At 56.4% G+C, this 23,914-nt stretch carries 16 protein-coding genes and 1 riboswitch; of the genes, 2 read left to right on the top strand and 14 right to left on the bottom strand.

The features are described 5' to 3' along the window. Positions 1-153 precede the first annotated feature (153 nt). The 4 genes from IDH45_RS03585 to infC form a co-directional block, all read right to left on the bottom strand. Positions 154-1,476 (bottom strand): replication-associated recombination protein A, encoded by a 1,323-nt coding sequence (locus IDH45_RS03585; protein ID WP_397326964.1) that lies wholly within the window; start codon positions 1,474-1,476, stop codon positions 154-156. Between the two features lie 213 nt (positions 1,477-1,689). Beyond that, positions 1,690-4,902, bottom strand: a complete 3,213-nt coding sequence (locus IDH45_RS03580) for an efflux RND transporter permease subunit (protein WP_190924712.1) — start codon at positions 4,900-4,902, stop codon at positions 1,690-1,692. Positions 4,903-5,290: 388 nt separating this feature from the next. Continuing rightward, a complete protein-coding gene (locus tag IDH45_RS03575; RefSeq protein ID WP_190924710.1) occupies positions 5,291-5,731 on the bottom strand; it encodes a MarR family winged helix-turn-helix transcriptional regulator in 441 nt (146 codons plus the stop codon). Positions 5,732-5,923: 192 nt separating this feature from the next. Then, on the bottom strand, positions 5,924-6,397 hold the full coding sequence (gene infC, locus IDH45_RS03570) for a translation initiation factor IF-3 (RefSeq protein ID WP_190924708.1): 474 nt from the start codon (positions 6,395-6,397) through the stop codon (positions 5,924-5,926). A 63-nt stretch (positions 6,398-6,460) separates the two neighbouring features. Here infC and IDH45_RS03565 point away from each other — a divergent pair, with 63 nt between their 5' ends. Beyond that, complete coding sequence (locus IDH45_RS03565; protein ID WP_190924706.1) at positions 6,461-6,775, top strand: hypothetical protein; 315 nt, start codon at positions 6,461-6,463, stop codon at positions 6,773-6,775. Between the two features lie 246 nt (positions 6,776-7,021). Here the strand turns inward: IDH45_RS03565 and IDH45_RS34910 are convergent, their stop codons facing one another. From IDH45_RS34910 to IDH45_RS03520, 9 genes are all read right to left on the bottom strand, one after another. Continuing rightward, positions 7,022-8,881, bottom strand: a complete 1,860-nt coding sequence (locus IDH45_RS34910; RefSeq protein ID WP_190924704.1) for a sensor histidine kinase — start codon at positions 8,879-8,881, stop codon at positions 7,022-7,024. Further along, positions 8,878-9,612, bottom strand: a complete 735-nt coding sequence (locus IDH45_RS03555; protein WP_397326963.1) for a response regulator transcription factor — start codon at positions 9,610-9,612, stop codon at positions 8,878-8,880. The genes IDH45_RS34910 and IDH45_RS03555 overlap by 4 nt, the downstream gene beginning before the upstream one ends. Before the next feature lie 182 nt (positions 9,613-9,794). Next, positions 9,795-10,946, bottom strand: a complete 1,152-nt coding sequence (locus IDH45_RS03550) for a serine hydrolase (protein ID WP_190924702.1) — start codon at positions 10,944-10,946, stop codon at positions 9,795-9,797. Positions 10,947-11,220: 274 nt separating this feature from the next. Beyond that, on the bottom strand, positions 11,221-11,862 hold the full coding sequence (locus IDH45_RS03545; RefSeq protein ID WP_190924700.1) for an HD-GYP domain-containing protein: 642 nt from the start codon (positions 11,860-11,862) through the stop codon (positions 11,221-11,223). A 108-nt stretch (positions 11,863-11,970) separates the two neighbouring features. Continuing rightward, positions 11,971-12,113: riboswitch (cyclic di-GMP riboswitch) on the bottom strand. A 443-nt stretch (positions 12,114-12,556) separates the two neighbouring features. Further along, on the bottom strand, positions 12,557-13,309 hold the full coding sequence (locus IDH45_RS03540; RefSeq protein ID WP_190924699.1) for a tRNA threonylcarbamoyladenosine dehydratase: 753 nt from the start codon (positions 13,307-13,309) through the stop codon (positions 12,557-12,559). A gap of 180 nt (positions 13,310-13,489) precedes the next feature. Beyond that, positions 13,490-15,271 carry an aspartate--tRNA ligase gene (aspS, locus tag IDH45_RS03535; RefSeq protein ID WP_190924697.1) on the bottom strand — a complete coding sequence of 594 codons (1,782 nt, stop codon included), beginning with the start codon at positions 15,269-15,271 and terminating at the stop codon, positions 13,490-13,492. A gap of 30 nt (positions 15,272-15,301) precedes the next feature. Then, positions 15,302-16,564, bottom strand: a complete 1,263-nt coding sequence (gene hisS, locus IDH45_RS03530) for a histidine--tRNA ligase (RefSeq protein ID WP_190924695.1) — start codon at positions 16,562-16,564, stop codon at positions 15,302-15,304. 999 nt (positions 16,565-17,563) lie between these two features. Beyond that, on the bottom strand, positions 17,564-19,363 hold the full coding sequence (locus tag IDH45_RS03525) for a glycoside hydrolase family 32 protein (RefSeq protein WP_190924694.1): 1,800 nt from the start codon (positions 19,361-19,363) through the stop codon (positions 17,564-17,566). Positions 19,364-19,438: 75 nt separating this feature from the next. After that, positions 19,439-20,746, bottom strand: a complete 1,308-nt coding sequence (locus IDH45_RS03520; protein ID WP_190924692.1) for an ABC transporter substrate-binding protein — start codon at positions 20,744-20,746, stop codon at positions 19,439-19,441. Between the two features lie 92 nt (positions 20,747-20,838). Here IDH45_RS03520 and IDH45_RS03515 point away from each other — a divergent pair, with 92 nt between their 5' ends. After that, positions 20,839-21,627 carry a helix-turn-helix domain-containing protein gene (locus IDH45_RS03515; RefSeq protein WP_223836361.1) on the top strand — a complete coding sequence of 263 codons (789 nt, stop codon included), beginning with the start codon at positions 20,839-20,841 and terminating at the stop codon, positions 21,625-21,627. Between the two features lie 332 nt (positions 21,628-21,959). Here IDH45_RS03515 and IDH45_RS03510 read toward each other — a convergent pair whose 3' ends face one another. Continuing rightward, on the bottom strand, positions 21,960-23,909 hold the full coding sequence (locus IDH45_RS03510) for an FAD-dependent oxidoreductase (protein WP_190924688.1): 1,950 nt from the start codon (positions 23,907-23,909) through the stop codon (positions 21,960-21,962). Positions 23,910-23,914 lie beyond the last annotated feature (5 nt).

Genomic DNA, 23,914 nt, shown 5'->3' with positions numbered 1-23,914 from the left:
CTATTAAAAAATAGTTCCATTACTTTTCATTACACAAATTTCCCATCATTCAAACCATCTTTTTTGAGGTACCTAAGTAGTTACCTCAAACCGCTCTTATTGATCTCCCACCCTAGCCCTCGGTGGTAGAAACACCCCCGAACCGCCCCAGCCTCACAAACCTCTGCCGTCCTGCCTTTTGCGCAGCTGCTGATTTTGCTTCATCTTCTCCTCCATCCCTTGGGAGGAGGCGTCGAAAAATACCGCATCCCGGATCTCGTTCGGCAAATATTGCTGCGCCACGTAATGCCCCGGGTAATCGTGCGGATACTTGTACCCCTGGTGGCCGAGCTGCGCCGCCCCTTTGTAGTGGGTATCGCGCAGGTGAAGCGGCACTTCGGCCGATTTCGTCCGCTCGATCGATGCCATAACGCTTGCGATCGCGATCGGAATCGAGTTCGATTTCGGACTCTCGACGGCGAACAGGATCGCCTGCGCGATGTTGTACTTGGCCTCCGGCCAGCCGATCTTATGGTAGGCGTCCATCGCCGTCACCGCCTGCACCATCGCCTGCGGATTCGCCAGCCCGATATCTTCGCTGCAGGCGACGATCAGCCGCCGCAGAAACGTCATCGGGTCCATCCCGAGCTGCTCGACCGCGTACAGAAACCAGTACAGCGCCGCGTCGCTCGATCCGCGCACGCTCTTGTGAAAGGCGGACAACACGTCGTACTGCGTCGACTCGTCCGCCTTCACCGTAGGGCGGCGGATCGATTCCTCCGCCACCTGCAGCGTGATGCGGACGGTGCCGTCCGGATCGGGCGACGTCGTCAGCGCCGCCAGCTCCAGCGCATTCAACGCCCGGCGAATATCGCCGTTCGCCATCTGCGCGATATGCCGCAGCGCCTCCTCTTCGGCTTCGATCTGCATAAAGCCGAGTCCGCGCTCGCCGTCCTCCAGCGCCCGCCTCATCGCGCCGAGCGAATGCTCAAACGTCAGATGCTTCAGCTCGAACAAGGTCGAGCGCGACAATAACGCTCCGTTCACATGATGGAACGGATTTTCCGTCGTCGCCCCGATAAACGTAATGATCCCCTGTTCGACAGACGGCAGCAGCGCATCCTGGCGGGATGTATTGAACCGGTGTACCTCATCGAGAAACAATATCGTTTTTTTGCCGTACATCGCCTTATTCGCCTTGGCCTGCTCGATCACCTCGCGAACGTCCTTCACCGAAGCGTCAACGGCGTTCAGCCGGACAAACTCCCCGTTCGTCGCATTCGATATAATATTCGCAAGCGTCGTCTTCCCCGTCCCCGGCGGCCCGTACAGCAAAATCGAGGTGACCTGGTCCGCTTCGATCGCCCGTCTGAGCAGCTTGCCGGGTCCGACGATATGCTCTTGTCCCAGATATTCGTCCAGCGTTCGCGGCCGCATCCGGTCGGCCAGCAGCCTTCCCGCGCTTTGCGACGCATCGTCATATGTAAATAAGTCCACTTGATTCCCCACCCTGATTTATCGATAAATGCCGATCTTGCACGCGATCGAATTCCGGCTTCTCTCCCACCGCCGGCCCTGCAAGCCAATACGAAAGCCGTCACCCGGAGATGACGGCCCTTCGCCTTGTCCTTCTCTAATTATATCAGCGCAGCTGCGGGTTTTCTACCCGAACCGGGTCAATAAACCCGGCATTCTTCCAACCTGCCGCTCTTATCCGGAATGATCCTGATGCGAATGGATCGAAGCCATCCGGCCCGGAGCCCGGTCGGCCTGACGCTGTGGTTGCCCGCCGCGCTCCATGAACGGCCACCAGTTCGCTTCCCCGAACGTGCGCACCATCACCGGAATGAACAGCGGCAGCATGACGAGCGCGTACAGGAACAATCCGCACAATACGATCGTCGCGATTTGCAGCAGCGACATGACGCCGGACGGCAGCATCGCCGCAAACGTTCCGCCCAGAATAACCGCCGCCGACATGATGACCGTCCCCATGTTCCGCATCGCCTTCAGGATCGCTTCCTGCGGCGGCAGATGACGGTACTCCTTGAACCGGTCCATCAGGAAGATGCTGTAGTCGATGCCAAGCGCCATCAGCATGACGAAGCCGAAGAACGGCACCGCCCAGCTGATGCCCGCATAACCGAGAATCCGGACGAACAACACTTCCGTAATCGCCATCGACGTATAAAACGTGACAAGCAGCGACAATACGAGATAAATCGGCATCACGATCGAGCGGAACAGCACGATCAAAATAATCGATATTCCGATCAGCATCAAAATCATCGTGCGGGAGTAGTCCGCGTCGGAAATCGCCTTCAAGTCGTGATTCATGCTCGTGACTCCGTCGATCGCGTAAGCCGCCTGTTCAAACGAAGTGCCTTTCAGCGCACGCGCCATCGCGGCGTTCAGTTCCTCCATCTTCATCAGCGTTTCCGTCTCGTACGGATTGCCGGCGAATACGACGTCGAATTTGACCGTTTTGCGGTCCCCGGACATGTAGACGTCAAGCGACTTCTGGAAATCGGCGTTGCTCAGCGCCTCGTTCGGGATGTGCCAGCCGGTCATCTGCTTGTTCGGCGCTCCCGACAGCTCGCCCAGGAACGATTGCGCCGTCTGGAGACCGCCGGACACTTGCGACAAGCCGTTCACGCTTTGGTCGAGCCCGCTCGTCAGCTGTCCCAGCTGTCCGTTCAGCTCGGCGAAACCGGCTTGCAGCTCTTTTTGTCCCGCTGCCAGCTGGTTCAGCCCGCTCGTCATATCCGGAATCTTCGCCGTAATCTGGCCTTGGCCGTCCGCCGCCTGCTCGATCCCGGCTTGCAGGCCCGCAATGCCTTCGGCCAGCTGGCCGAGCCCTTGGGCAAGCGCGGCCTGACCGGCTGCCGCCTGCTCGAAGCCTGCATTCGCCCGGCCGATACCCTGATCCAGTCCGGCGAGCTGCCCGTTCAACTGTTTCAAGCCTTCGCTGATTCCGGCCGCTCCCGCCTGCAATTGGGTCACCGCGCCGATCGCCCGGGCAAAGTTCGGATCTTCCTTCAGTTGCGGATAAGCTTGCTCCAATCCGCCGAGCCCCGCTCCCAATTCGGCAAGCCCGTCAGCCAGCTTCTGCTGCTCGGCGGCAACGTCGCCGTAAGCTTGCGCCAGCTGTCCGAGACCGCTGCCGATCTCGCCATAGCCGGCCAGCATCTGACGGCTCGCCGCCGCAAGCTGCTCCGCGCTCGTCTTGGCCTGCTCGAGTCCCGCTTGCAGTTCGCCTGCGCCTACCGATCCTTCGCGCAAGCCCTGCTCCAGCTTCTCCAGCCCTGCGCCGAGCTGGACTACGCCCGCCTTCAGCGCATTCGTGCCCGCGACGAGCTGCTCGGCTCCCTGCACCGCTTCGTTCAGCTTCGGAGCGTTGCCGCTAAGCGCCTTGCTCGCTTCGGACAATCCTTGGCCGATCTGCCCCAGGCCGTCTGTACTCTGGCCCAGACCGTCGTCCACCATCCCGATCTGCTCGGCGACCTGGAAGTCGTTCATCGGCTCTCCGGTCGGCCTTGTAGCGCTGCGGACCGTCTTCACACCGTCGACTGCCGCCAGCTCCCGGGTCGCTTGCTCGATCGCGGCCAACCCCTCCGGCGTATCCATCCGCTGGTCCGCCTCCATCACGATCGTCGAAGGAAGCGAATCGCCGGGGCCGAAGCTGTCCGAGATGACTTGGAACGCTTTAACCGAATTGTATTTCTCGCCGATCTCATCCAGCGAATTATACGAGATCGAGCCTTTGTAAGCCGTCAGGAAAGGAACGATAATAACGGCAAGAATAAGCAGGGCGACTAACGGACGCTTCAGCGAGAACGAACCGACGGCTCCCCACAAACGGCTCGGCTTATGCTCAAGCGATCCCCGGGCTGGCCAGAAAATCGTTTTTCCGAGCACAGCCATAAAAAACGGGACCAGCGTATACAAAGCAACCATCAGTACGGTTACCCCAACCGCCACCGCTACCGCCGAACGGTAGAGCACGAAGGTGGACAGTCCGATGGAGGCGAAGCCGACCAGCACCGCAAGACCCGAGAACAGAACTGTCTTGCCCGCCGTCCGGTATGTCTCGATGATCGCTTCCGTCTTGTCTCCGCGATGGGCCAGCTCCTCCTTGAAGCGGCTGATCAGCAAAATGCAGTAGTCCGTGCCGATCCCGAACAACACCGCGACCAGAAAAATTTGCGTAAAGTTGGACAGCGGAAAGTCGAGATATTCGACGAGAAAGGCGACGACCGACTGGGAGACCAGATACGTCAGCCCGACGGACAGCAGCGGAATAAACGGAGCTACCGCCGAACGGAATACGACGAACAGGATCGTCATAATAAAGACGAGCGTAATCCACTCGGTCTTTTTCAATCCTTCCTGCGAGCTCTGCACGACGTCTTCGTTAATCAGCCAGCTGCCCGTGTAATAATGGTCGACCTTTACGTCAGCCACGGCGGCGTACAACGCGTCTCTCGCTTCCGCCTGCGAGCGGCCTTCGGACGAAGAAGCGACGAGCGCAAGCACCGTCTTCCCGTCCTTCGCCACCATCTGATCTTCCAGCTCCTTCATATCGAAGTGAGTGGTGACCGATGTAACCCCGGAGCTGTCCCGGCTGCTCTTCAGCTTGTCGATGCCACGCCTGATTTCGGTCATATCCGCGGAGGAGAGCCCCTTCTCGTTATGGAACACGAGCACGGAGGTACGCTCGGCCGTTGCCGGACCGCCGGCCGAATCGTCTTTCATCTTCTTCATCATATCGGCGGCGATCGTCGAGGAACGTCCTTCCGGCACCGTAATTTGCCCTTTGTCCCGGACCAGCTGCGCCATATCCGGCGCCGTCAGGAACAGGACGACCGAACCGACCAGCCATAACGCAAGTACAACCCACCTTAGTTTAATAATCGTTTTCATGATGCCAGCAAGCCTCCATTCTAGTGCGTGTTCAAAAAGTCCGGTTTTCAGCACCGAGAAGATGGGATGAAGCTAGGAAATGAGGAGCGGAGCGTAGTGGGAGCTTTTGTGAGCACCGGAAGTTCCGGCTGAATTCCAACTTCGATGTCGAGTAGGCTTCTTATCTGCATCGTGATCAACAACGGACTTTTTGAACAACCTCTTATAATGCGAGTTGAAAAAGTCCGGTTTTCAGCACCGAGAAGATGGGATGAAGTTAGGAAATGAGGAGCGGAGCGTAGTGGGAGCTACGTGAGCACCGGAAGTTCCGGCTGAATTCCAACTTCGATGTCGAGTAGGCTTCTTGATCGGCTTCGTGATCAAAAGCGGACTTTTTGAACAACCTCTTCTATTGTTCGGTCAGCACCTTAGCCAGCTTCTCGTAAGTCCGGATAAACGTCTCGGCCTCCTGCTCCTCGAAATGACTGATATATCTCGCCAGCAGCTGCTGGATTTTGATCTCCATCTCAGTCGCCACGCCGGCCCCTTTCTCGGTAAGCTGCAAATAGATAATCCGGCGGTCTTTCTCGTCCGGCATTCGCCGAATCAGCTCTTTATCGAACAAGCGGGTAATGATCGCCGTAATCGAGCTTTTACCGACGCAAAACATATCCGCCAGTTCCGAAGACGTGCAGCGCTGCCGTTCCTGGATATAACGCAATATTCCGTACTGGTCGGCGGTCAACCCTCCGGGCATCAACTCGCGGATTAGGGCGCTTAGCCGGCGGTTAACCGTAAACGTCGCACTCTCGTACCTGTAAATCAACTGATGGAGCTGTTCCCCGTCCATTAAAACCCTCCTTTTCCTGTCTATTATTTAATTCGACTGTCCAATAGTTCTATAGTAAAACAATTCAACAAGGGAACTATATCACAGTCGGCTGGGCATAGTCAACGCATGGATATGCAGATAACCGAAGACGCCTCCAAGCCGCTGCAGAAGCGAAATTGGAAGCGTCTGAATGAGAAGGCGTGGGTCGGTTTACAACGGGTCGATCTGAACGGCCGCCTGCTTGCCGCTGAGCTGAATGCCCGTCTTTTTGGCGCCGACCGGGCGCAACTGCTTAAGCAGGTCCTCAAGCAGCTCCTTGGCGGCGGCGCCTTCCTTTCCTTGTATGCGGACGACGAACAAAACGGCATCTCCCGCTCTTAAAATATTCTCCGCCTGCCGCCGCTTCGTCTCCAGATCGTGCTCCTCAATATGCGGCGTAAGCCGGATTTCCTTCACCTTCGGCCCCCGCTCCCGCTTGCGTTCCTGCTGGGCCGCTTCCTTGGCTGCTCCGGCCCGGATCAGCCGGCAGGGAGGAGGGCTACTGAGCAGCGACGTGCATACGAGGTCCACCTTGAGACGTTTGGCCATCGCGAGCGCCTCCGAGGTCGGAACCACGCCCAAATTTTCCCCGTCCACGCCGGTCAGTTGAACTTCGGACGCTTTGATTTTCTCATTTTTAATCATTGTGAACGCACCTGATCTTTCGTTATAATGAACCCATATTACGTCTTTGGGGGAGATTTTTCAATGCACCGCAAACAACTGGAAGAACAAATCATCCGCAATTACGAGCGAGACGAGACGATGATGATCCTCGTTTTCGCCCAGTGGTGCGTCAATCACGATCTCGACCCGCTAGCCTTGTACAAGCAGGCTTACCCGGACCAGGCCGAAAATGCCGCCCTGCAGCAAGCCGTCGACTTGACCGTATCCAAGCACGAAGCGGGGGAAGTACCCGACGAGACGGTGCTCGGTGTCTTGTCCTTATTCGGCAACGAGGAGCTCGCCTTCGTCGTCACCGAACAGATCGCCAAGCGGGGCAGGAAAAAGGCACAAAGCTGACAGCAAGCTCCACTCCGCCGGGACACACCATCCCTACCTGTACGCGCAAACTCCATTCCGCCGGGACACACCATCCCTACCTGTACGCGCAAACTCCATTCCGCCGGGACACACCATCCCTACCTGTACGCGCAAGCTTCGCATCCGGCCGGCCGCCGAGCAGCGGCTTCCTCAAGCTGCCGCAGCCTCCCCGGACTGTACGGGTACGGTCCGCCATCAGGCTGGCTCGCCCCCGTTTCCGACAGCCTATTCTTCAATCTCCCTGGCCCCTTTCCCGGAAATGCGGCCCTGTCGCCCGAACGTCAAAATAACCCGCGTTCCCCGTCCCACTTCACTCGTTACCTGGATCGTACCTCCGTGCTCCAGCACAAGCTGCTTAGCGATCGCCATGCCCAGCCCGGTACCGTTGCCCGCCCCTTCCGTATTCGTCCCCCGGTAATAACGCTCGAACAGCCAGTCGACCGTATCCTTGTTCATCCCTCTCCCCCGGTCCTCGATGTCCAGTGTAAAACCGTCCGGCTCCAGCGGGCATACCGACAGCCTCACTTCCGTATCCGGAGGATTGTGGAGAAGCGCATTCGCCAGCACATTATCGACGATGCGCCGGAACCATTTCGGATCTACATGGTACAGAACCGGTTCGTCCGGTCCGGAGAACGTTACCGGCGTTCCGGCAAACCGGGGATCGTCCACAAACAACAACACCGAGCGCCGGACGAGCTCCGAGACGTCGCACAGTTCCCGCTCCATCGGGAGCGCCCCGCTTTTCAGCCGGTACGTCAAGCTGAGGTCATTGATCAGCCGGTCCATATACGCGGCTTTGTCCTTCATCGTAGAGGCGAACTCGCGCACTTCTTCGTTCGTCCACTCGTACGCGTCCGTCTCCAGCATATGGGCATAACCGACGATCGAGGATAAAGGCGTCTTCAAGTCGTGGGACACCCCGGCGATCCATTCCTCGCGGGTCTGCTCGAGCTTGCGCTTTACGGTTTCATTATCTTTGAGCGTATGGGTCAGCCGGTCGAGCGACTGGAGCACATCCTCGTACAGCCTGTATTTTCGTCTCAGTTTGCCGCTTTTCTTCCTGCTGCGGGGGATGCCGGGCCGCCCCTCCGGCTCCCGGTATACGCCTTGGCTCAGCGTGTGCAGCCAGTCCATCATGTGCAGCATCGGCGTTCCGAATCTGCGGCCGTACCAGATCGACAAGGCAAGCAATAAGACCAGCACCGCCGTCACGAACACGAATACCCCGCCCAGCAAAATCGTCGTATGCGGAGTCTGATCTCCTGCGGGAGATTGCCCCGAATCCCCGTCGCCCGGCAGCCCGAGCGGCACCGTAACGATCCAGGTCCGCCCGCTCGCTTCGTCGTAGCGGGAAGCCGTCTCCAGGCCATACCGGTTCGGGTAACCGCTGCGCAAGACCAGCTCCTCGACCGTATACCGGTCCGGAATGCCCTCTCTTTTGTTCAGCGAAGCGAGCTCGCCGCCTTCCCCGTTCACGAGCTGCACCGACGCCCGGTAGCGCACAAGCTCCTGCAGCAGCGGCTCGGCCAGTTTTAAACGGCCTTCCTCATAGACCGCTTCCGTGTGGAGCCGCTCCAGAAGGCGTTCCCCGGTTCGCTTAACCCCGTACAGAAGCGTGTACGTCCGCCCCTCTTTTTTCTCGATCCATACATACAGCGAATAACGGAACGGCTTGTTTTTCATCCAATAGTCGGTCAGTTCTCCGGGATCGTAATGCAAAGGCACATCATCCGGCGTATAAAAGGAAGAGGTAACCGTCCCCCGCTCGTCCAGCGTCTGGAGCCACCCTCCGCTTCGGCGGACCGCTTCGAGCAGCTTCGGATCGTACTCCTCCCGTCCGTCGCGAAGCTGTACCGAATCCACGAGAAGCGGCAATCCGGCTTCCGCAAAATTCCCTTTCAGATCCTCCTGCATCATCCGGTCCGCCACCGCGAGCCATACTCCGAACAACAGCAGGATCGCGATCATGCCCGCCGCAACAAGCCTCAGCACAAAATGCCATATCAGCTTCGAGCGCACTTGCCTGCTGTGCCTGACCACCGGCAGCGTTCCCGCTCCCGTCTCCTTCCCGCTGCCGCTCACAGGCCGCCTTCCTCACGCCGCACCAGCTTGTAGCCGAGTCCCCGCACCGTCAGCAGCAGCTCGGGCTCCGACGGATTACGCTCGATGCGCTCGCGAATCCGGTGTATATGCACCATCACCGTATTGTCGTCGCCGAGACATTCGTCGCCCCATACGTGCTCGTACAGCTGAGACTTCGTGAAGATCCGGTTCGGATGACGGCACAGAAACAGCAGCAGCTGAAACACTTGCGCCGGGCAAACGACCGGTTCGCCGCACACTCGCAGTTCGCCCGCATCCGCATCCAGTTGGAATCGGCCGTAATCGTACACGTTCCGCTCCGCCGCCGTCCGGGTTGCCTGAGCCGTCCCTGGTTTCAAATACCGCTTCAGTTGCGCCTTGATCCGGGCCGCCACTTCGAGCGGATTAAACGGTTTCGTAATATAATCGTCGCCGCCTACGGCAAATCCGGTCAGTTTGTCCAGGTCCGTCGTTCTCGCCGTTAGAAAAAGCACCGGCGCGTCGGTCGTGCAGCGGATAAAAGGGCATATATCGAACCCGCTGCGCCCGGGCAGCATCACGTCCAGCACAACCAGATCGAACACCGCCGCTTCGCAGGCGGCGATCGCTTCTTCACCCGAAGCGGCCGTCTCGATCCGCTTAAAGCCTTCCTTCTCCAGCACGGTTTTCATCATCCGCAAAATAGCCGGTTCATCGTCGACCAGCAGCAGGTTCGCCTCCAGCAACTCCATCGGTAGTTCACTCCTCTTGCCGACTTTACCTCTGCATTGTATCATAACCGGCTGGCGCATTCGCTTACCGGAACCTTAACGGAGCCTTTACCGCGGCTGAATCGGCCGGGTTGTTGCGGATTGCGGATTGCGGGGCCGAGCGTAGCAGGTTGCGGTACGGCCGGCGCAATCAGGTTCAGAAATTACGGCCGGGCTTCCCCGCTCCCGATCTTGCGGCCGACCGTTTCCGCGTATAACGGCTCTGTCAGCAGCTTCAGCTCGAAGGCGTTCAGACTGGCCGACAACTTCATCATCTCGACGGCGTTCAGACCGTTGAAAAATAAAGCGAGCTCGATCCGGGTGCCGTCCTTCGCGGTCGCATAGATCGCATCCGTCAGCACGTACGCCGTCGACCCGCCCTTGCGGCCGGCATGCCGGAACAGCTCCCGGTTCGCCGGGTTTTCCATCAGCCCCTCCATCACCGGGTCCAGGTACCGGTGCACCTCCGCAGTGAAATGGTCGCGGCCGTTCAGCTTAGCCATAACCGAGGCATACTCCTGTGTGGTCGAACCGGTCAGACGGTCGGAATAGAACCGGTCGAACTCCGGATCGTACCAGCTCCGCAGGTTCGCCTCCCGCTTGTAGGAACCGTCCGCATCCGCCTTCAGCTTGCCGCTTGTCTGGACGGCCATCGCCCGGAACACATCGGCAGACATGGCGAACAGCTCCTCCTTGGCTTTCGCCTTCGCCTCATTCCCGTCGAGCCCGGAATACCCCTTCATCAGTTCGTACGGGATAAGCAGCGCCCCGTTAAGCGGGAACAACGGCTCGTGATGCCGGAGTCCGAGCTCGGCGATAGTCCCGTGAATCCGCTCCAGACCAAGCTTATCCTGCAAATAGTCGGTATTGGCGTTCGAGCTGTACCGGATCATGCCTTTCGCCACCTCTTCCAGCGTCACGGCGTCGCCTTCGGCCTTCGAGCTTTCCTCGATATACGCCAGCCAGGCCGGATGAGCCCCTCCGTCCAGATTCGGCAAATAGTAACGGTCCAGCACCGACAGCGGCACCCGCTCTTCCGGATGAATCGTGCCGGCCGCGGCCTGCTTCGCATACTCGATCGCAATCATCGTTTTCACGGCGCTCGCCAGCGGCATGACCCGGTCCGAATTCGACTGCGCAATCGTTTGACCGTCTCTCCGAAGCGTAATGGCCGCCTTCTCCGGATTGTTCGTTACGAATTTCCATACATAGTCGGCATTCGCTTTTTTCGCCCAATACGCCGTCCCCCCGATCCAAATAACCGCACCTGCAAGCAGCGTCCCGACGCCAATTCCGATCCACATCCAAAGTTTCAAGATAAGTCTCCTCCCGGTCATTAATTACCTGATACAAGTCAACTTACGTGTCTGCCATCAACAGGTTCGGCGGCCATCCAGCCGTTCTCCAGCCGCGCCTCCGACTTTGTACTAGTCGTATTGTACCGGACGAAGCTTACCTGACTTCAAACCGTACCTTAACGGCACCTTAATTCATTGAATTTCGCGGCGAAACCCGAACGCGCTCCGCTTCCTAGACAGGAGGCGGGCAGGTTCGGGCTTCGGATTGTGCGCAAAACGGAGCTGCTTGTATTCAGTTTTTGCGGTGCGAGGTCAACTCGTAAAACAAATCTCCCTGTTCCGCCACTTCGTCCAGCCTTACCGCCGGAGGATTGCGCAACAGATGATCCGGCAAGCTCAGAAATTGCCGCACCAGCTCTTCATCGAACTGGATGCCGCTTTGCTCGAGAAGTTCTACCTTGGCCTGTTCGACCGTTTTTCCTTTTTTGTAAGGCCTGTCCGAGATCATGGCGTCGAAAGCGTCCACGATCGAGCACATGCGGGCCAACCGGGGAATCCGGCTGCTGCCGAGCCCCGTCGGATAACCGGACCCGTCCCACCGCTCATGATGATACTTGACGATATCCAGCAGCCGGGCATCTTTCATCCCTTCCTGCATCAGTAGTTCGCTGCCCGATTCGGGATGCGTCCGCATCCGGTCCCATTCGCCCTGGTCAAGCTTGCACGTTTTTTGCAAAATGGCTGTTTCGATTTTAATTTTCCCTACATCATGCACACAGCATCCCACAATAAAAACTTGCCGGTCCTCCAGTCCGGCCAACGGATAATGCGTGACCCAGCACTGGGCGAGCGCCCCGACCCGGCCTACATGTTCGAACGTCTCCCTGTCTTTATCCGACAATCGCTGCAAAAGACGGTTGATCGCGTACAGCATTACTTCTCCCCCTTCATCGGCAATAAGCTGAAATCGTGTGTCGGCCTGATAATCACGGGGTTCCGATCAACAAAAAAACCCTCAGGTTAGAGGGGTCCCGTCTCATAGTTCGGCGACCTGGCTGGCATGACGTAATACGGTTGCATCCCATATTCACAACCGGCGGTTCTCGGCGCGAATATGGGACAAATTACATGGTAGCCCCAATGGTTTTGCGGCCTTATCTTTCGATAAGTGTGCCTTTGGATTCGATTATGAACAAGTATTTAGTTCCATCATCCTATTGTTTTTATTGAATATGTGCAATTAGTTTGATTGTAACCCATTTGTATATTTTTGTCATGCAAAATCGAAAAAAATGTCGATATTCCTCAAATACCCTCCATTTGTAATATATAATCACGAATTAAGTACGTTTTTCGCGACGATCGGGCTCGTCTTTTGTCGAATAAACGGTCATCATCCAAACGAATCACAACCAAATCAAACAAGGCTATTCCAATAGTGTTGCATCACAGATCACAGGAAAACGTCCCCGTTTTCAAACGAAAGGACCTCAACTTCCACGGTAACGTGGAGGCTGAGGTCCTTTATCTCGAGGAACATCGGTTTAGATCGGGGCACAAATACTCTCAAAAATGAATGTGCAGAGAGCCCCGTTTCGTTACCGCCGCATATGCGGCCCAGTTAGGCGTCAGGCTTTCCCGGCTCTCTCGAGCAGGTCGCGTACGACGACACTGACCATGATCAGGCCGGCTACAGGCGGTACAAACGAGTTGCTGGCCGGCGGCTGCTGCGCTTTGCGGATATCCGGAGCATTCTCCGGCACGATCCGCTGTGTAACGTCACCGCGCGGCTTAATCGGCTCCTCGGTCGAGAAGACGACCTTGACGCCTTTTTTGATCCCGTCCTTGCGCAGCTTCTGGCGGATGACGCGGGCGAGCGGGTCGACCGACGTCTGCGAGATGTCCGCCACGCGGAACTGCGTCGGGTCCATCTTGTTCGCCGCCCCCATGCTGGAGATGATCGGTATTTTGCGTTTCAGGCACTCTTTGATGAGATGGATCTTGTATGTCACCGTATCGGAGGCGTCCAGCACGTAGTCGAGCGGATAGTCGAAAAACTTCTCGTACGTCTCCTCGGTGTAAAACATCCGCAGCGCGATCGCATCGCAATCCGGATTGATCAGCTTGACCCGGTCGCGCATCAGCTCGGCCTTCGGTTGCCCGACGGTAGTCGTCAGCGCATGAATCTGGCGGTTAATATTCGTAATATCGACGACATCCTTGTCCACCATGATCACGCGTCCAACGCCGGTACGGACAAGCGCTTCCGCCGCAATCGAGCCGACTCCGCCGATGCCGAGCACGGCAACCGTACTGCCCTTCAACACGTCCAGTCCTTCGGGGCCGATCGCCAGTTCCGTTCGCGAAAATTGATGCAGCATATTCAATCCCCTTCGCTAGATCCGGGCGCTCCGCCGCCGGAGGAAATGCTCCGGAAGCGGGCCCGTCGTATGCTATTATCGACTGTTGTGAAATAACGAGCCTGCTCTGTGACAGGGATATCTTCTTCCCGGTTATGGAAAACGATTCACCCCAGGAGAGCGCTAATATCGCAGCAGTTATTAGGCTTTGGCAGCTACTTCCTTTACGGCCAGCTTGATCGACAAATCTTCAAGCTGCTTCGAATCGACTTCGGACGGCGCGTTCATCAGCAGGTCGGTTGCGCTGGCCGTTTTCGGGAAAGCGATCGTTTCGCGCAGATTCGTGCGGCCCGCCAGCAGCATGATCAGACGGTCGAAGCCAAACGCGATGCCGCCGTGCGGAGGCGTGCCGTATTCGAACGCGTCCAGCAGGAAGCCGAATTTCTCGTGGGCTTCCTCACGGGAGAAGCCGAGAGCCTGGAACATTTTCTCCTGCACGTCGCGTTTGAAAATACGCATCGAGCCGCCGCCCACTTCGTAGCCGTTCAGCACGAGGTCGTACGCTTGAGCACGGATTTGACCCGGATCGGTATCGAAGTACGCCAGATCCTCTTCAACGGGGCGCGTGAACGGATGGTGCTCCGCCACATAACGCTTCGCCTCTTCGTCGTAGCCGAGCAGCGGGAAGTCGACGACCCACGCGAATTTAAATACGCTGTCATCGATCAGGCCGAGATCGCGGCCGATTTTCAGACGCAGGTTGCCGAGCACGTCGGCGACGACTTTTTTCGTATCGGCCGAGAACAGCAGCAGGTCGCCATCTTCGGCGCCCAGACGTTCTTTAAGCGCCGCGATTTCTTCCTCGCTGAAAAACTTGACGATCGGCCCTTTCCACTCGCCGTCTTTCACTTGAATCCACGCCAGGCCTTTGGCCCCGTAACGAGCGGCAAACGGCAGCAGGTCGTCGATTTCTTTCCGGCTCCACGTTCCGCAGCCTTTGGCGTTCAGCGCTTTGACTTGACCGCCCTTTTTCGTTACGTTCGCGAATACTTGAACGCCCGAGTTGGCTACCAGATCGGACACGTCCACCAGCTCAAGACCGAAGCGCAGGTCCGGCTTGTCGGAGCCGTATTTGCCCATCGCGTCGGCATAGGTCAGCCGCTGGAACGGGCGCTGGATGTCCACGCCTATCGTTTCTTTGAATACGCGAACGGCCAGTTCCTCCATCATGTCGAGCAACTGGTCGCGGGACAGGAATGAAGTCTCGATGTCCACCTGGGTGAACTCCGGCTGGCGGTCCGCACGAAGATCCTCGTCGCGGAAGCAGCGTGCGATCTGGTAATAACGCTCCAGCCCGCTAACCATGAGCAGCTGCTTGTAAATTTGCGGAGATTGCGGCAGCGCGAAAAATTCGCCCGGATGAACGCGGCTTGGCACGAGATAGTCGCGGGCGCCTTCCGGCGTGCTTTTCGTCAGGATCGGCGTCTCCACTTCGAGGAAGCCGTTCTCGTCCAGGAAGTCGCGGAATACTTTAGCCGCTTTGGAGCGCAGCATCAGCGTCTTTTGCATTTCCGGACGCCGAAGGTCCAGGTAACGGTATTTCAGACGGAGCTGCTCGTCGATCTCCACACCGTCCTCGATAAAGAACGGAGGCGTTTTGGCTGCATTTAAAATCTCGATTTCATGAACCTGAACTTCGATATCCCCTGTCGCCAGGTTCGGGTTCACGGTCGCTTCGTCGCGTTGTACGACTTTTCCTTTTACGGCCAGCACATATTCGGTGCGCGCTTTGTCGGCGATCGCCAGAGCGTCTCCCGAGAAGGTCGGGTTAAACACCACTTGCACGATACCGCTGCGGTCGCGCAGGTCGATGAACAATACGCCGCCGAGGTCGCGGCGGACCGCTACCCAGCCGTTCAGCACGACCGTATCTCCAATATTCGCTGCACTTAGATTTCCGCAATGATGGGTTTTCAACAACATAGGAATCTCATCCTCCATAGTTCGGTTAATTTACGAAAGCTTCTGCTTCAAAGTATCGGCGAGGCTGGCAATCGGCACTTCCGCTTGCTCACCGGTCGCCATCTCCTTCAGCATGATCGTGCCCTTGGCCAGCTCGTCGTCGCCGAGGATGGCGACAAACCGGGCCTCATACCGGTCGGCCGACTTCATCTGCGCCTTCATCTTCCGGCTCGTGTAATCTTTCTCCGCCGTCAGTCCTGCCGAGCGGAGCTCGAACAACAGCTTGGCGATCTCGTCGCCGGCCGCTTCGCCGAGGCCGATCAGGTAAGCGTCCAGCGGCTGTACGCCCGGAACGTCAACGCCTTGAGCCTCAAGCACGAGCAGCACCCGCTCGAGACCGAGTCCGAAACCAACCCCCGGCTGATCGATTTGGCTGCCGCCGATCGTACCGACAAGGCCGTTGTACCGGCCGCCGCCGCTGATCGTATCGATCGCCCCGATGCCCGCCGCTTTATACTCAAACGCCGTATGCGTGTAGTAGTCGAGCCCCCGCACCATGCGCGGATTGATGACGAACTCGATGCCCATATCGGTTAAATGCCGCTGTACCTTGCTGAAGTGAGTCTGGCATTCCTCATCGAGAAAATCGAGAATCGACGGCGCGCCGACCCCGTACTCCTGATCTTTTTTGCAGTCGAGGATACGCATCGGATTGCGCTCGTAGCGCGATTGACAATCTTTGCACAGCCTGTCTTTGACCGGCGCGAAAAACTTCTGCAGCTCCTCACGGTACACGCTGCGGCACGACGGATTGCCGACCGAGTTGATCTCGACCCGGACGCCCTTCAGTCCGATTTCTTTATAGAACAAATAACCCATCGCGATCACTTCCGCATCCAGACTCGGGTCAGCGGAGCCGATCGCCTCGATGCCGAACTGATGGAACTGGCGGTAACGCCCGGCTTGCGGCTGCTCATAGCGGAACATCGGTCCGATATAGTACAGCTTGTTAATGTCCGGCTCGCCGTACAATTTGTTCTCTACGTAAGCGCGGACGACGCCTGCCGTTCCTTCCGGACGGAGCGTCATGCTGCGGTCCCCTTTATCCGGGAACGTGTACATTTCTTTCTCGACGATATCCGTCGTCTCTCCGACGCCTCGCTGGAACAGCTCGGTATTTTCGAAGATCGGCGTGCGAATCTCCTTGTAATTGAAACGGCGGCAGACATCGCGCGCCTTCTCCTCGATATACTGCCACTTCTCGACGACGCCCGGCAGTAAATCCTGCGTCCCCTTTGGCTTTTGAATGCTCATCTTGAACCTCCCGGCTTCCTTTCCGTTTCCAAATTTTGAGATAATCTTAAAAAACCAAAAACCCGCCCCCGGCAGCAATTGCCAGGGACGGGTTATTTCGATCGTTAGCCGAAACCACCCGCGGTACCACCCGCATTCGCACAGTCGGACGAAGAGCTGATCTCCCCTGTCCATTGTGGAGTTTCCATCCGGTACTGCTACCGTACGGCAAAACCACAAATCGATCGTGCGCACTCAAAGCGGTTAACGCCCGCTCTACGCGATACGGCTACTTAGCGGGCAGAAAGCCTTGTCGTTCGGCGCCTGCTTACTCGGCGTTCCCTCTCAATTGCTCCGCCGCATGTTCCCCGTACGTTCTCCAGGAAGTTATTCATCCGTCCATCGCCGGGAAGCTTCCAGCCGTGGCTCCCCTCTCTGCTGGCTTGGGTTCGAACTACTTCGTCCCATCTACGAATCTCGAATATTCCTATTGATTGTATACTTGAGGCTGTCCAAAGTCAAGGGACGGAGCGACGGGATGCACGAAAATCATCCGCTAAAAGAACAGGACTATGTCGCCTCTGCTGCGAGTAAGGTAAAATAAAAGGGCGAGTTCAAAAAGTCCGGGAAAGGATGAATTTCATGGAACTGGTCGGTGAATGTCAATCGTGCCAAACTCCCGTCTATTGCAAGGGCGGTTTTCTGGACGGAGTTTCGGAGCAAGGCAAGCTGCTTTGCTTCCCTTGTTACGACAAACTTACCAAGAAACCGCCCGAGAAAGAAAAGAACCCGCAGTAAGCTGCGGGTTATCCAAGTATATATGAAAAAAGGGGGTCGACTTTTATTATAGGCGCTCATTGTTAACGCAGATTCAAAATTAGATTACAGTTAGGTTACATTTGATAATTTGCCCTGTGGAACTTGCCCACAGACGGGTACTCGGCCGGCAAATCCGTACGGCTATCCTCTTCGCGGGACGGATCACCCACTCCGTCAAACTTCCATCGTTTTCTCACCCTTTTAACCGCCGTCTGCCTGATGCCGCCATATGGATTGCAGCGGGTAGACGTCCAACCGTTGTAACGTGGCGCTGCCTCCTTTGCCGATCCAGGCAACCCGCTTTTCCTCATCCGAGAGTAAAACCGCCGCCGGGATATATACTCTTCCGTCATTGGCGAATATTTCAAGTGAAGTACGATCGGCAATCATCCGAAGCTTGACCGCTCCGTTGAGCGGTCTCAACGGAGCCGCAATTTCAGAACCGCTCGGCAGCGTGCAGACGAGCTTCTGCCGGGTCCAGCTGTACAGCACCTTGACTCCGTGAACGACAAGACCTGCCTCCCCGCCGGACGCCGTGAACTCCGCCACGATATCCAACAACTCCGCGTTTGTGCCCGGAAGCGTGACTTCACCTTCCTCTACGTTAACCCCACTCCATTCCAGCTTATCCCCGCGAAGCCGCTCCAGTTCCCGCACCGGCCAAGTAAACAGCCGGATGCCGTCGTCCGTCCGTCTTAACGTCAACTCGCATGCAAGACTCATCGCCTGGTTGAACGGCATTCCCGCCGGCGTCGCGCTTCGCAGCCAGCCGATCTGCAGCCGCCGCCCGTCCGACTCCGGTATATCGTTGAACGTCTGCGCCGCCAGCATCATATTGCCGTATTGGGCCATATACTTGAAAGACAACCCGTCCAAGTACGGTCTGAACGAAAGGTAGGGATCAAAGGCCTCCCCGCCGCGCGTTTCCGGTACGAACGTTTTGCCGTCAAAGCTGCCTAGCGCGTACCTCCCGTCCACCCCGTACAGCACCCACTTCTTATGTCCCGGATCGCCATCTACGGCAAGCTCGAACAACTCGGGACATTCGTACCAGCCTGCCAGCTCGCTCTGCTTCTCCCAATCGATCATATTGGACGACGTATAAATCGCGAACAGACAATCATCACCGCTCACCTTCTCGTCAACATGCTGCTCGTACACGACCATCACCCAATGGCCGCCCGGCTCGTAGTAAAAGACTTTGGGATCGCGGCTTTCGTGCCATAACGGGATGTGTGCGGAGTAGTTGTGCTTGTCGAACAGCTTCCCGTGCACGAGTACCGGATTTGCTGCGTACTGCTGCCACGTCCGTCCTTTGTCGTCACTATAGGCCAAACATTGTCCGCGGCCCGTGCTCGTATAAAAAGCTGCCATGACCGGCTCGTCTCCGCTCTGGAGTCCGGACGAATTCGTCCAGTCCATGCAGGCGCTGCCCGAGAAGTAGAAATCGCCGTATCGCTGCGGATACATCGCTCCGGGAAGCTCTTTCCAATGAAGCAGATCCGGACTTGTCGCATGCCCCCAGCCGATATTGTCCCAAGCCCGCCCGAACGGATTATGCTGGTAAAACAAATGATACTCGTTATTGAAATAGACGAGGCCGTTCGGATCGTTCAGCCAGCCGCGCCTCGACGAAAAATGAAGCTGAGGGCGGTATTTCTCCTTGTACAGGCCGGCTTCGTCAGGCACGTAGTCGCTTTCGATGATTCGGTCGATCACGGCCGTATCCGCCGTTCGTGACACCCCCGGCTCTGGCTCAGACTCCGGCGCTTCCAGCGTTATCGTCAGCTCGTTCCCGACCCATCGGCTCACATCGGCATAAGTCCAGAAGTCCGGCTGGCCGGCCGCCAGCTCGACTTGGAATTGCATGACGGTCTCCGCCGCGTCTCCGCTCCCGAGTGACAGCGAAACCATCGTTTTCGCAGCCCCATTCGTTACCGGAAAATGAATATACCGATGACGGAGCACAAATCGTCTGCTTACTTGATCGCTTGCTTTCATTCTCATCTCCCCCTTTGCGTTACATGCTGTTTGTACGCACGAATTGTTTCCCTGCAATAATTGCGATAACGGAAATCATCTATTTTTATATTCATCAAGCAACTTGTTTATTTTCTGGTCGGCGTCTCTTAATGCCGTATTGACATCCATTTCCCCGCTGAACACTTTCAGCATGTTCGCTTGGTAAGGCGCTCGCGCTTGTTTTTCGTAAGGCGAGAACTTCGGAGCGGCGACGATCTTGCCCTTGAATATACCTTGCAAATTTTTACCCTTAATGTTCAAGCTGTCCATCTTCGAACCAAACTGCTGCTTCATCACCGGATTCGCAAGCGTGGACATTTGGGCGTACTTCGACGCTGCAAGAAGCTGCACTTCGTCAGATGTAATGACATTGATCACTTGCATAGCCTCGGTTTTATGCTTGCTCGTTTTGGCGACAATGAGCACCCACGCGTCTACCATGCCGCTTACGTCCGGCTGATCCGGGAAGCTCGGATATTGGACGACATCCCAACCGGAAAACCCTTTCTGCGACTCCGGTTCAAGCAAGGCGAACACATTCGTCGAGGCGAGCATCGCAATCGTTTTTTTGCCCCAAAAATCGCCGCTCCCCGATTTCCCGTCCCAATTGTTCGGTATGGCGACAATCTTTTGCAGCAGCTCGGAGACTTGCTTCCACTGGGCGTTCGTCACCTGCGATCTTCCCGTCTTCGCGTCAACAATCGTTAACGCGAGCGGATAAGCGGGACGCAGCACCCATTGCGGATGAAGCCCGACATAAGAAATCCCTGCTTCGGTTCTCGCTACCCGCTTCGACAATTCAATGACGCTATCCCATGTCATTCCGTCGGTCGGATAGCTGACAGCAAACTTATCGAAAATGTCCTTGTTGTAATAAAGCGCATTGAAATTTTGCGAATACGGGATACCGACAAGCCAACCTTGGTCGGAAGCAACCCGCACCGAATCCAATACTGCTTTGTCGAACCGGTTCAAGTTCGTGCCCGTCTGCTTTACAAGCGGCGTCATGTCAGTCAATAAATCATAATCGAACAGTTCGCCCATCGAGCCGTTGGAGTGCAAAATAAGGTCCGGTATGTTACCGCTCGCCATCCAGTCGTCGATCGATTTGACCGAACTTTTGCCTCCCATCGGAATGTATTCCAACGTAATGTGCGGATACTTTTTCTTTACCGGCTCCACGACCGTTTCCTGAAATAACGCCTCGTTCGCATAGTTGGCGCTTCCCGACGCGCCGATCTTGATCGTTACCGGCTCGTTGCCGGCCGGTTCGGTGTTGCCAGATCCCGCGTTATTGCCGCCGCACCCCGTCAGCAGTCCCGTAACGACCGTCAACAATAACCCAAGCTTTCCATAGTTCATCGTTATTTTGGCCTCCCCCTGCAAGTTTCGGTCATTGACATCTACGACCGACTAGCGTAAATTTACAGCAATATAAGTGAAATGCGAGTGTGATGACAGTGTTGAGGTTTTTTCAGAACAATCGGCTTGTCGCGCCTTACAACCACTTGAACTTGCTATCGCGGGATAAAGACTATTTCCTCGCCGAACACGACCACCCTTTCTATCAACTGATTTGGGTTACGAAGGGCACCCTTCACGTCTTCCATAACGGGACCGAGCATCGGTTGAAACGAGGGCAACTGTGCATCATCCCTCCCGGCGAGCTCCATTCGCTGGCGTCCGAAGGCGGATACGAGCAGCTCGGCATCGACTTGAACCAAACTTGCGACGAGAGAGGCATCGTCTCGATGCTGGAGAAGCAGGTGAAGCACTTCGTCGTGCTCGATCGTTCCGATATGTTGTCCGTCATTGTTGAGGTGGACGAGATGGTCGATCATTTTACCATCCTTGCCAAGCTGCAAATCGCCAGACTGCTCGATTCCATCTTGTTGAGCTGTGTGCAAATGCTGGACAGCGATACGAGCTTTCGCTCGCAGATGCTCATCTTGATGAACATGCGGTTGTCTGAAAATTTGACTTTAAACGAGTTATCGGAACAACTTTCCGTCAGCACGTCGACGCTCAAACGAATTACGAACCGCGAATTCGGCTGCAGCGTCATCGGCTTGTTCCATCAGTTGAAAATAAACAAGGCTTGCTCGCTGATCATCAACTCGAAGCTGAGTATGACGCAAATCGCCGAAACGTTAGGCTTTTTCGACCAAGCGCACTTCTCGCGATTTTTCAAGCAAAAAATGAAGATGACGCCGGTGCAATTCAAAAAAACGAACGCGTTGTAGAAGTCCGGAGCTCCCTCTCAAGAGGAAATGTAAAATACGTCCACCTTAGATGCAATGGATAAATGATATGCGACGTCGCCAATGAAACCGCTATCAGATCGGATCTACTTCGATTATAGATGACAATGGTACGGCTATCCATTGACGGATTGGCCCTAATATTTGGATAATCAGCTCAATGATCGATCAGAACCTGCTGGCGTTGCGTTAGAGGAAATGGAAAAAGCGCCCCCCGCTATCGGAGAGACGCCTGTAAGTCCCTATACAAGGCCCGCTTGGTGAAGGGGCCTTCCGGCTTCGCCCGCATCATCTGCGTGCTGAGTCCTTTTTTTCTATTTCTTCCGCACTGCTTCCACCATATCGTGAATCATCATATACGTATCGCCGTTGTTCAACTTCTGCTTATCGGCGATGCCATCGATCGTCGCTTGCTTCAGCATTCCTTTCGCCTGCAGCTCCTTCACCGCTTGTGCCGCCTGAACGTCGAGGCCGGCTGTCTTCGCGATCGTCCACGCCGCCTGATCGAGCGTGAGCGGCTGCTTCGCCGCATCCTGGATGCCCGCCGCAACTCCGCTCGGATCGCCGGTCAGCTTATGCACTCGCTTGACGCCTTGCATCAAGTTGATCAGCCGCTGCGGGTTCGAAGCCGGCGTCGTGTCGAAGCCTTTGTTATCGTAGCCGCCAATGACGAGTCCCATACTCACGACCGTCTTCAACCCTTCATAAGCTTTCTGTTCCATATAAAACTCCGGTTTGGGCTGGTAAGGCTTCAGCTCCATTCCCTGCTTGTTAAGCATGTCCTGCAGCGTCGCGATATGTTCCTTAGAAGCGGACAGCTCCCGGAACGTAATATTTTTGTCCATCGCGAGCTTCGCGGCCGTGCCGGCGGCTTCTCCGGTAGCCATCCCGACCGGAATAACCCGGGCGCTTCCGTGAGGCAGCGTATCGAAGCTGCCGGACCGTCCGACGACCAGCAGGTTGTCCGCCTTTAATGGAACGATCGAGCGGAACGGGATCGCATACTTGAGCGGATGACTCATGACTGCGCCGTTATCTGTAGGCGATATCCGCTGAATATCGACCGGGTACGAGCCGAATCCGATCCGGTCCCACTGATCGCGGTTTTCCAGCACATCGACCATCGTCAGTCGGTATTCGCCTTGCATATGCCGGGTTTCGCGAATGTACAGTTCCGGCGCCACGGCATCCCACTCCAGTCCGGCAAATTCGGGATACAGCTTCTTCATATGCTCTACAACATACGGCAATTCTTTTTTTGCAATCTCGAAAGCTTCCGTGCGCGATTTCGGATCGAGCCCGTCAATCCCGAAAATTTGCAGCGCGTTGATCAGCATCGTGTTGTCGTTTTGCCGGCCGATGTTGAGACCGCGCATCTTGACGCGTTCCTTATTGTTAGGCGGATACTTTTGCATCTCGCCAAAGCCCCACGCGCTAAGCTCGTTAGCGTCGGTGTTCGGGTCGCCGTCGTCCTTCAACCGCTTCTGGATTTGCTTCCATACTTCGGGGGTTACGTTTTTGAGACGGAATACGGCGGTAACCGCCATTCTCGCTTTCTCGTCTCCAACGTCCGCACGCCCGATTGTATAAGGCACGCCCGACGCCGCGGCGATATCCGCATCCTGGGTAGCGTCGATAACCGCCTTTGCGGTCACGTCCTGCTTCGAGCCGTCTTCTTTGGTAATCGTGACGCCGACGATTTTGTTGTTGCCGTTCGCGCCGGCTTCCAGCTTCGGTTCGATCGCTTTCGTTTTGAGCAGCAGATCGATATTGCTCTCGTTTTTTACCATGTTGTGAAACGCGTTCGCCGCCGTTACGACATCAAACGAATCGCCTTCCACCTGTTTATACCATTCCATAAATAAACCTTGATTTAAAATGTCCACTTTTCCGGGAATGATGCTCGTTTTCTCACGATCGTAGTTATGGTCGAGACTGTTCAGCCAACCCAGCGTCATCAGACCCCCGAGAATGTCCCGGTCCCGGCCGTCCACCAGCAGCGTCTTCAGCCCGTTGCGGGCGGAGGACACCGCGGCTACGATCCCTTCCGGATCGGTACCTACAACGATTACATCGTAGCTGTTTTTTACCGTCTTGACCGATTGCACCTCAGCGAGTTCGCCCGGATTGCCGGTCGACTGGGTTTTGCCGCCGCCTAATAGCTTGTATGCGGTCACCCCCGCGATTACTAGTGCCACCCCGACAAGCAGCAGAAAAACGATTGCATTTTTGCGGGCGGTCCTGCGGTCCACGTGTCTAGCCATGCATC

It is taken from the genome of Paenibacillus oceani (assembly GCF_014705615.1).
Taxonomy (GTDB): domain Bacteria; phylum Bacillota; class Bacilli; order Paenibacillales; family NBRC-103111; genus Paenibacillus_AB; species Paenibacillus_AB oceani.
The sequence above is the reverse complement of the archived record's forward strand: the minus strand, read 5'-3'. Positions and strand labels throughout refer to the sequence as shown.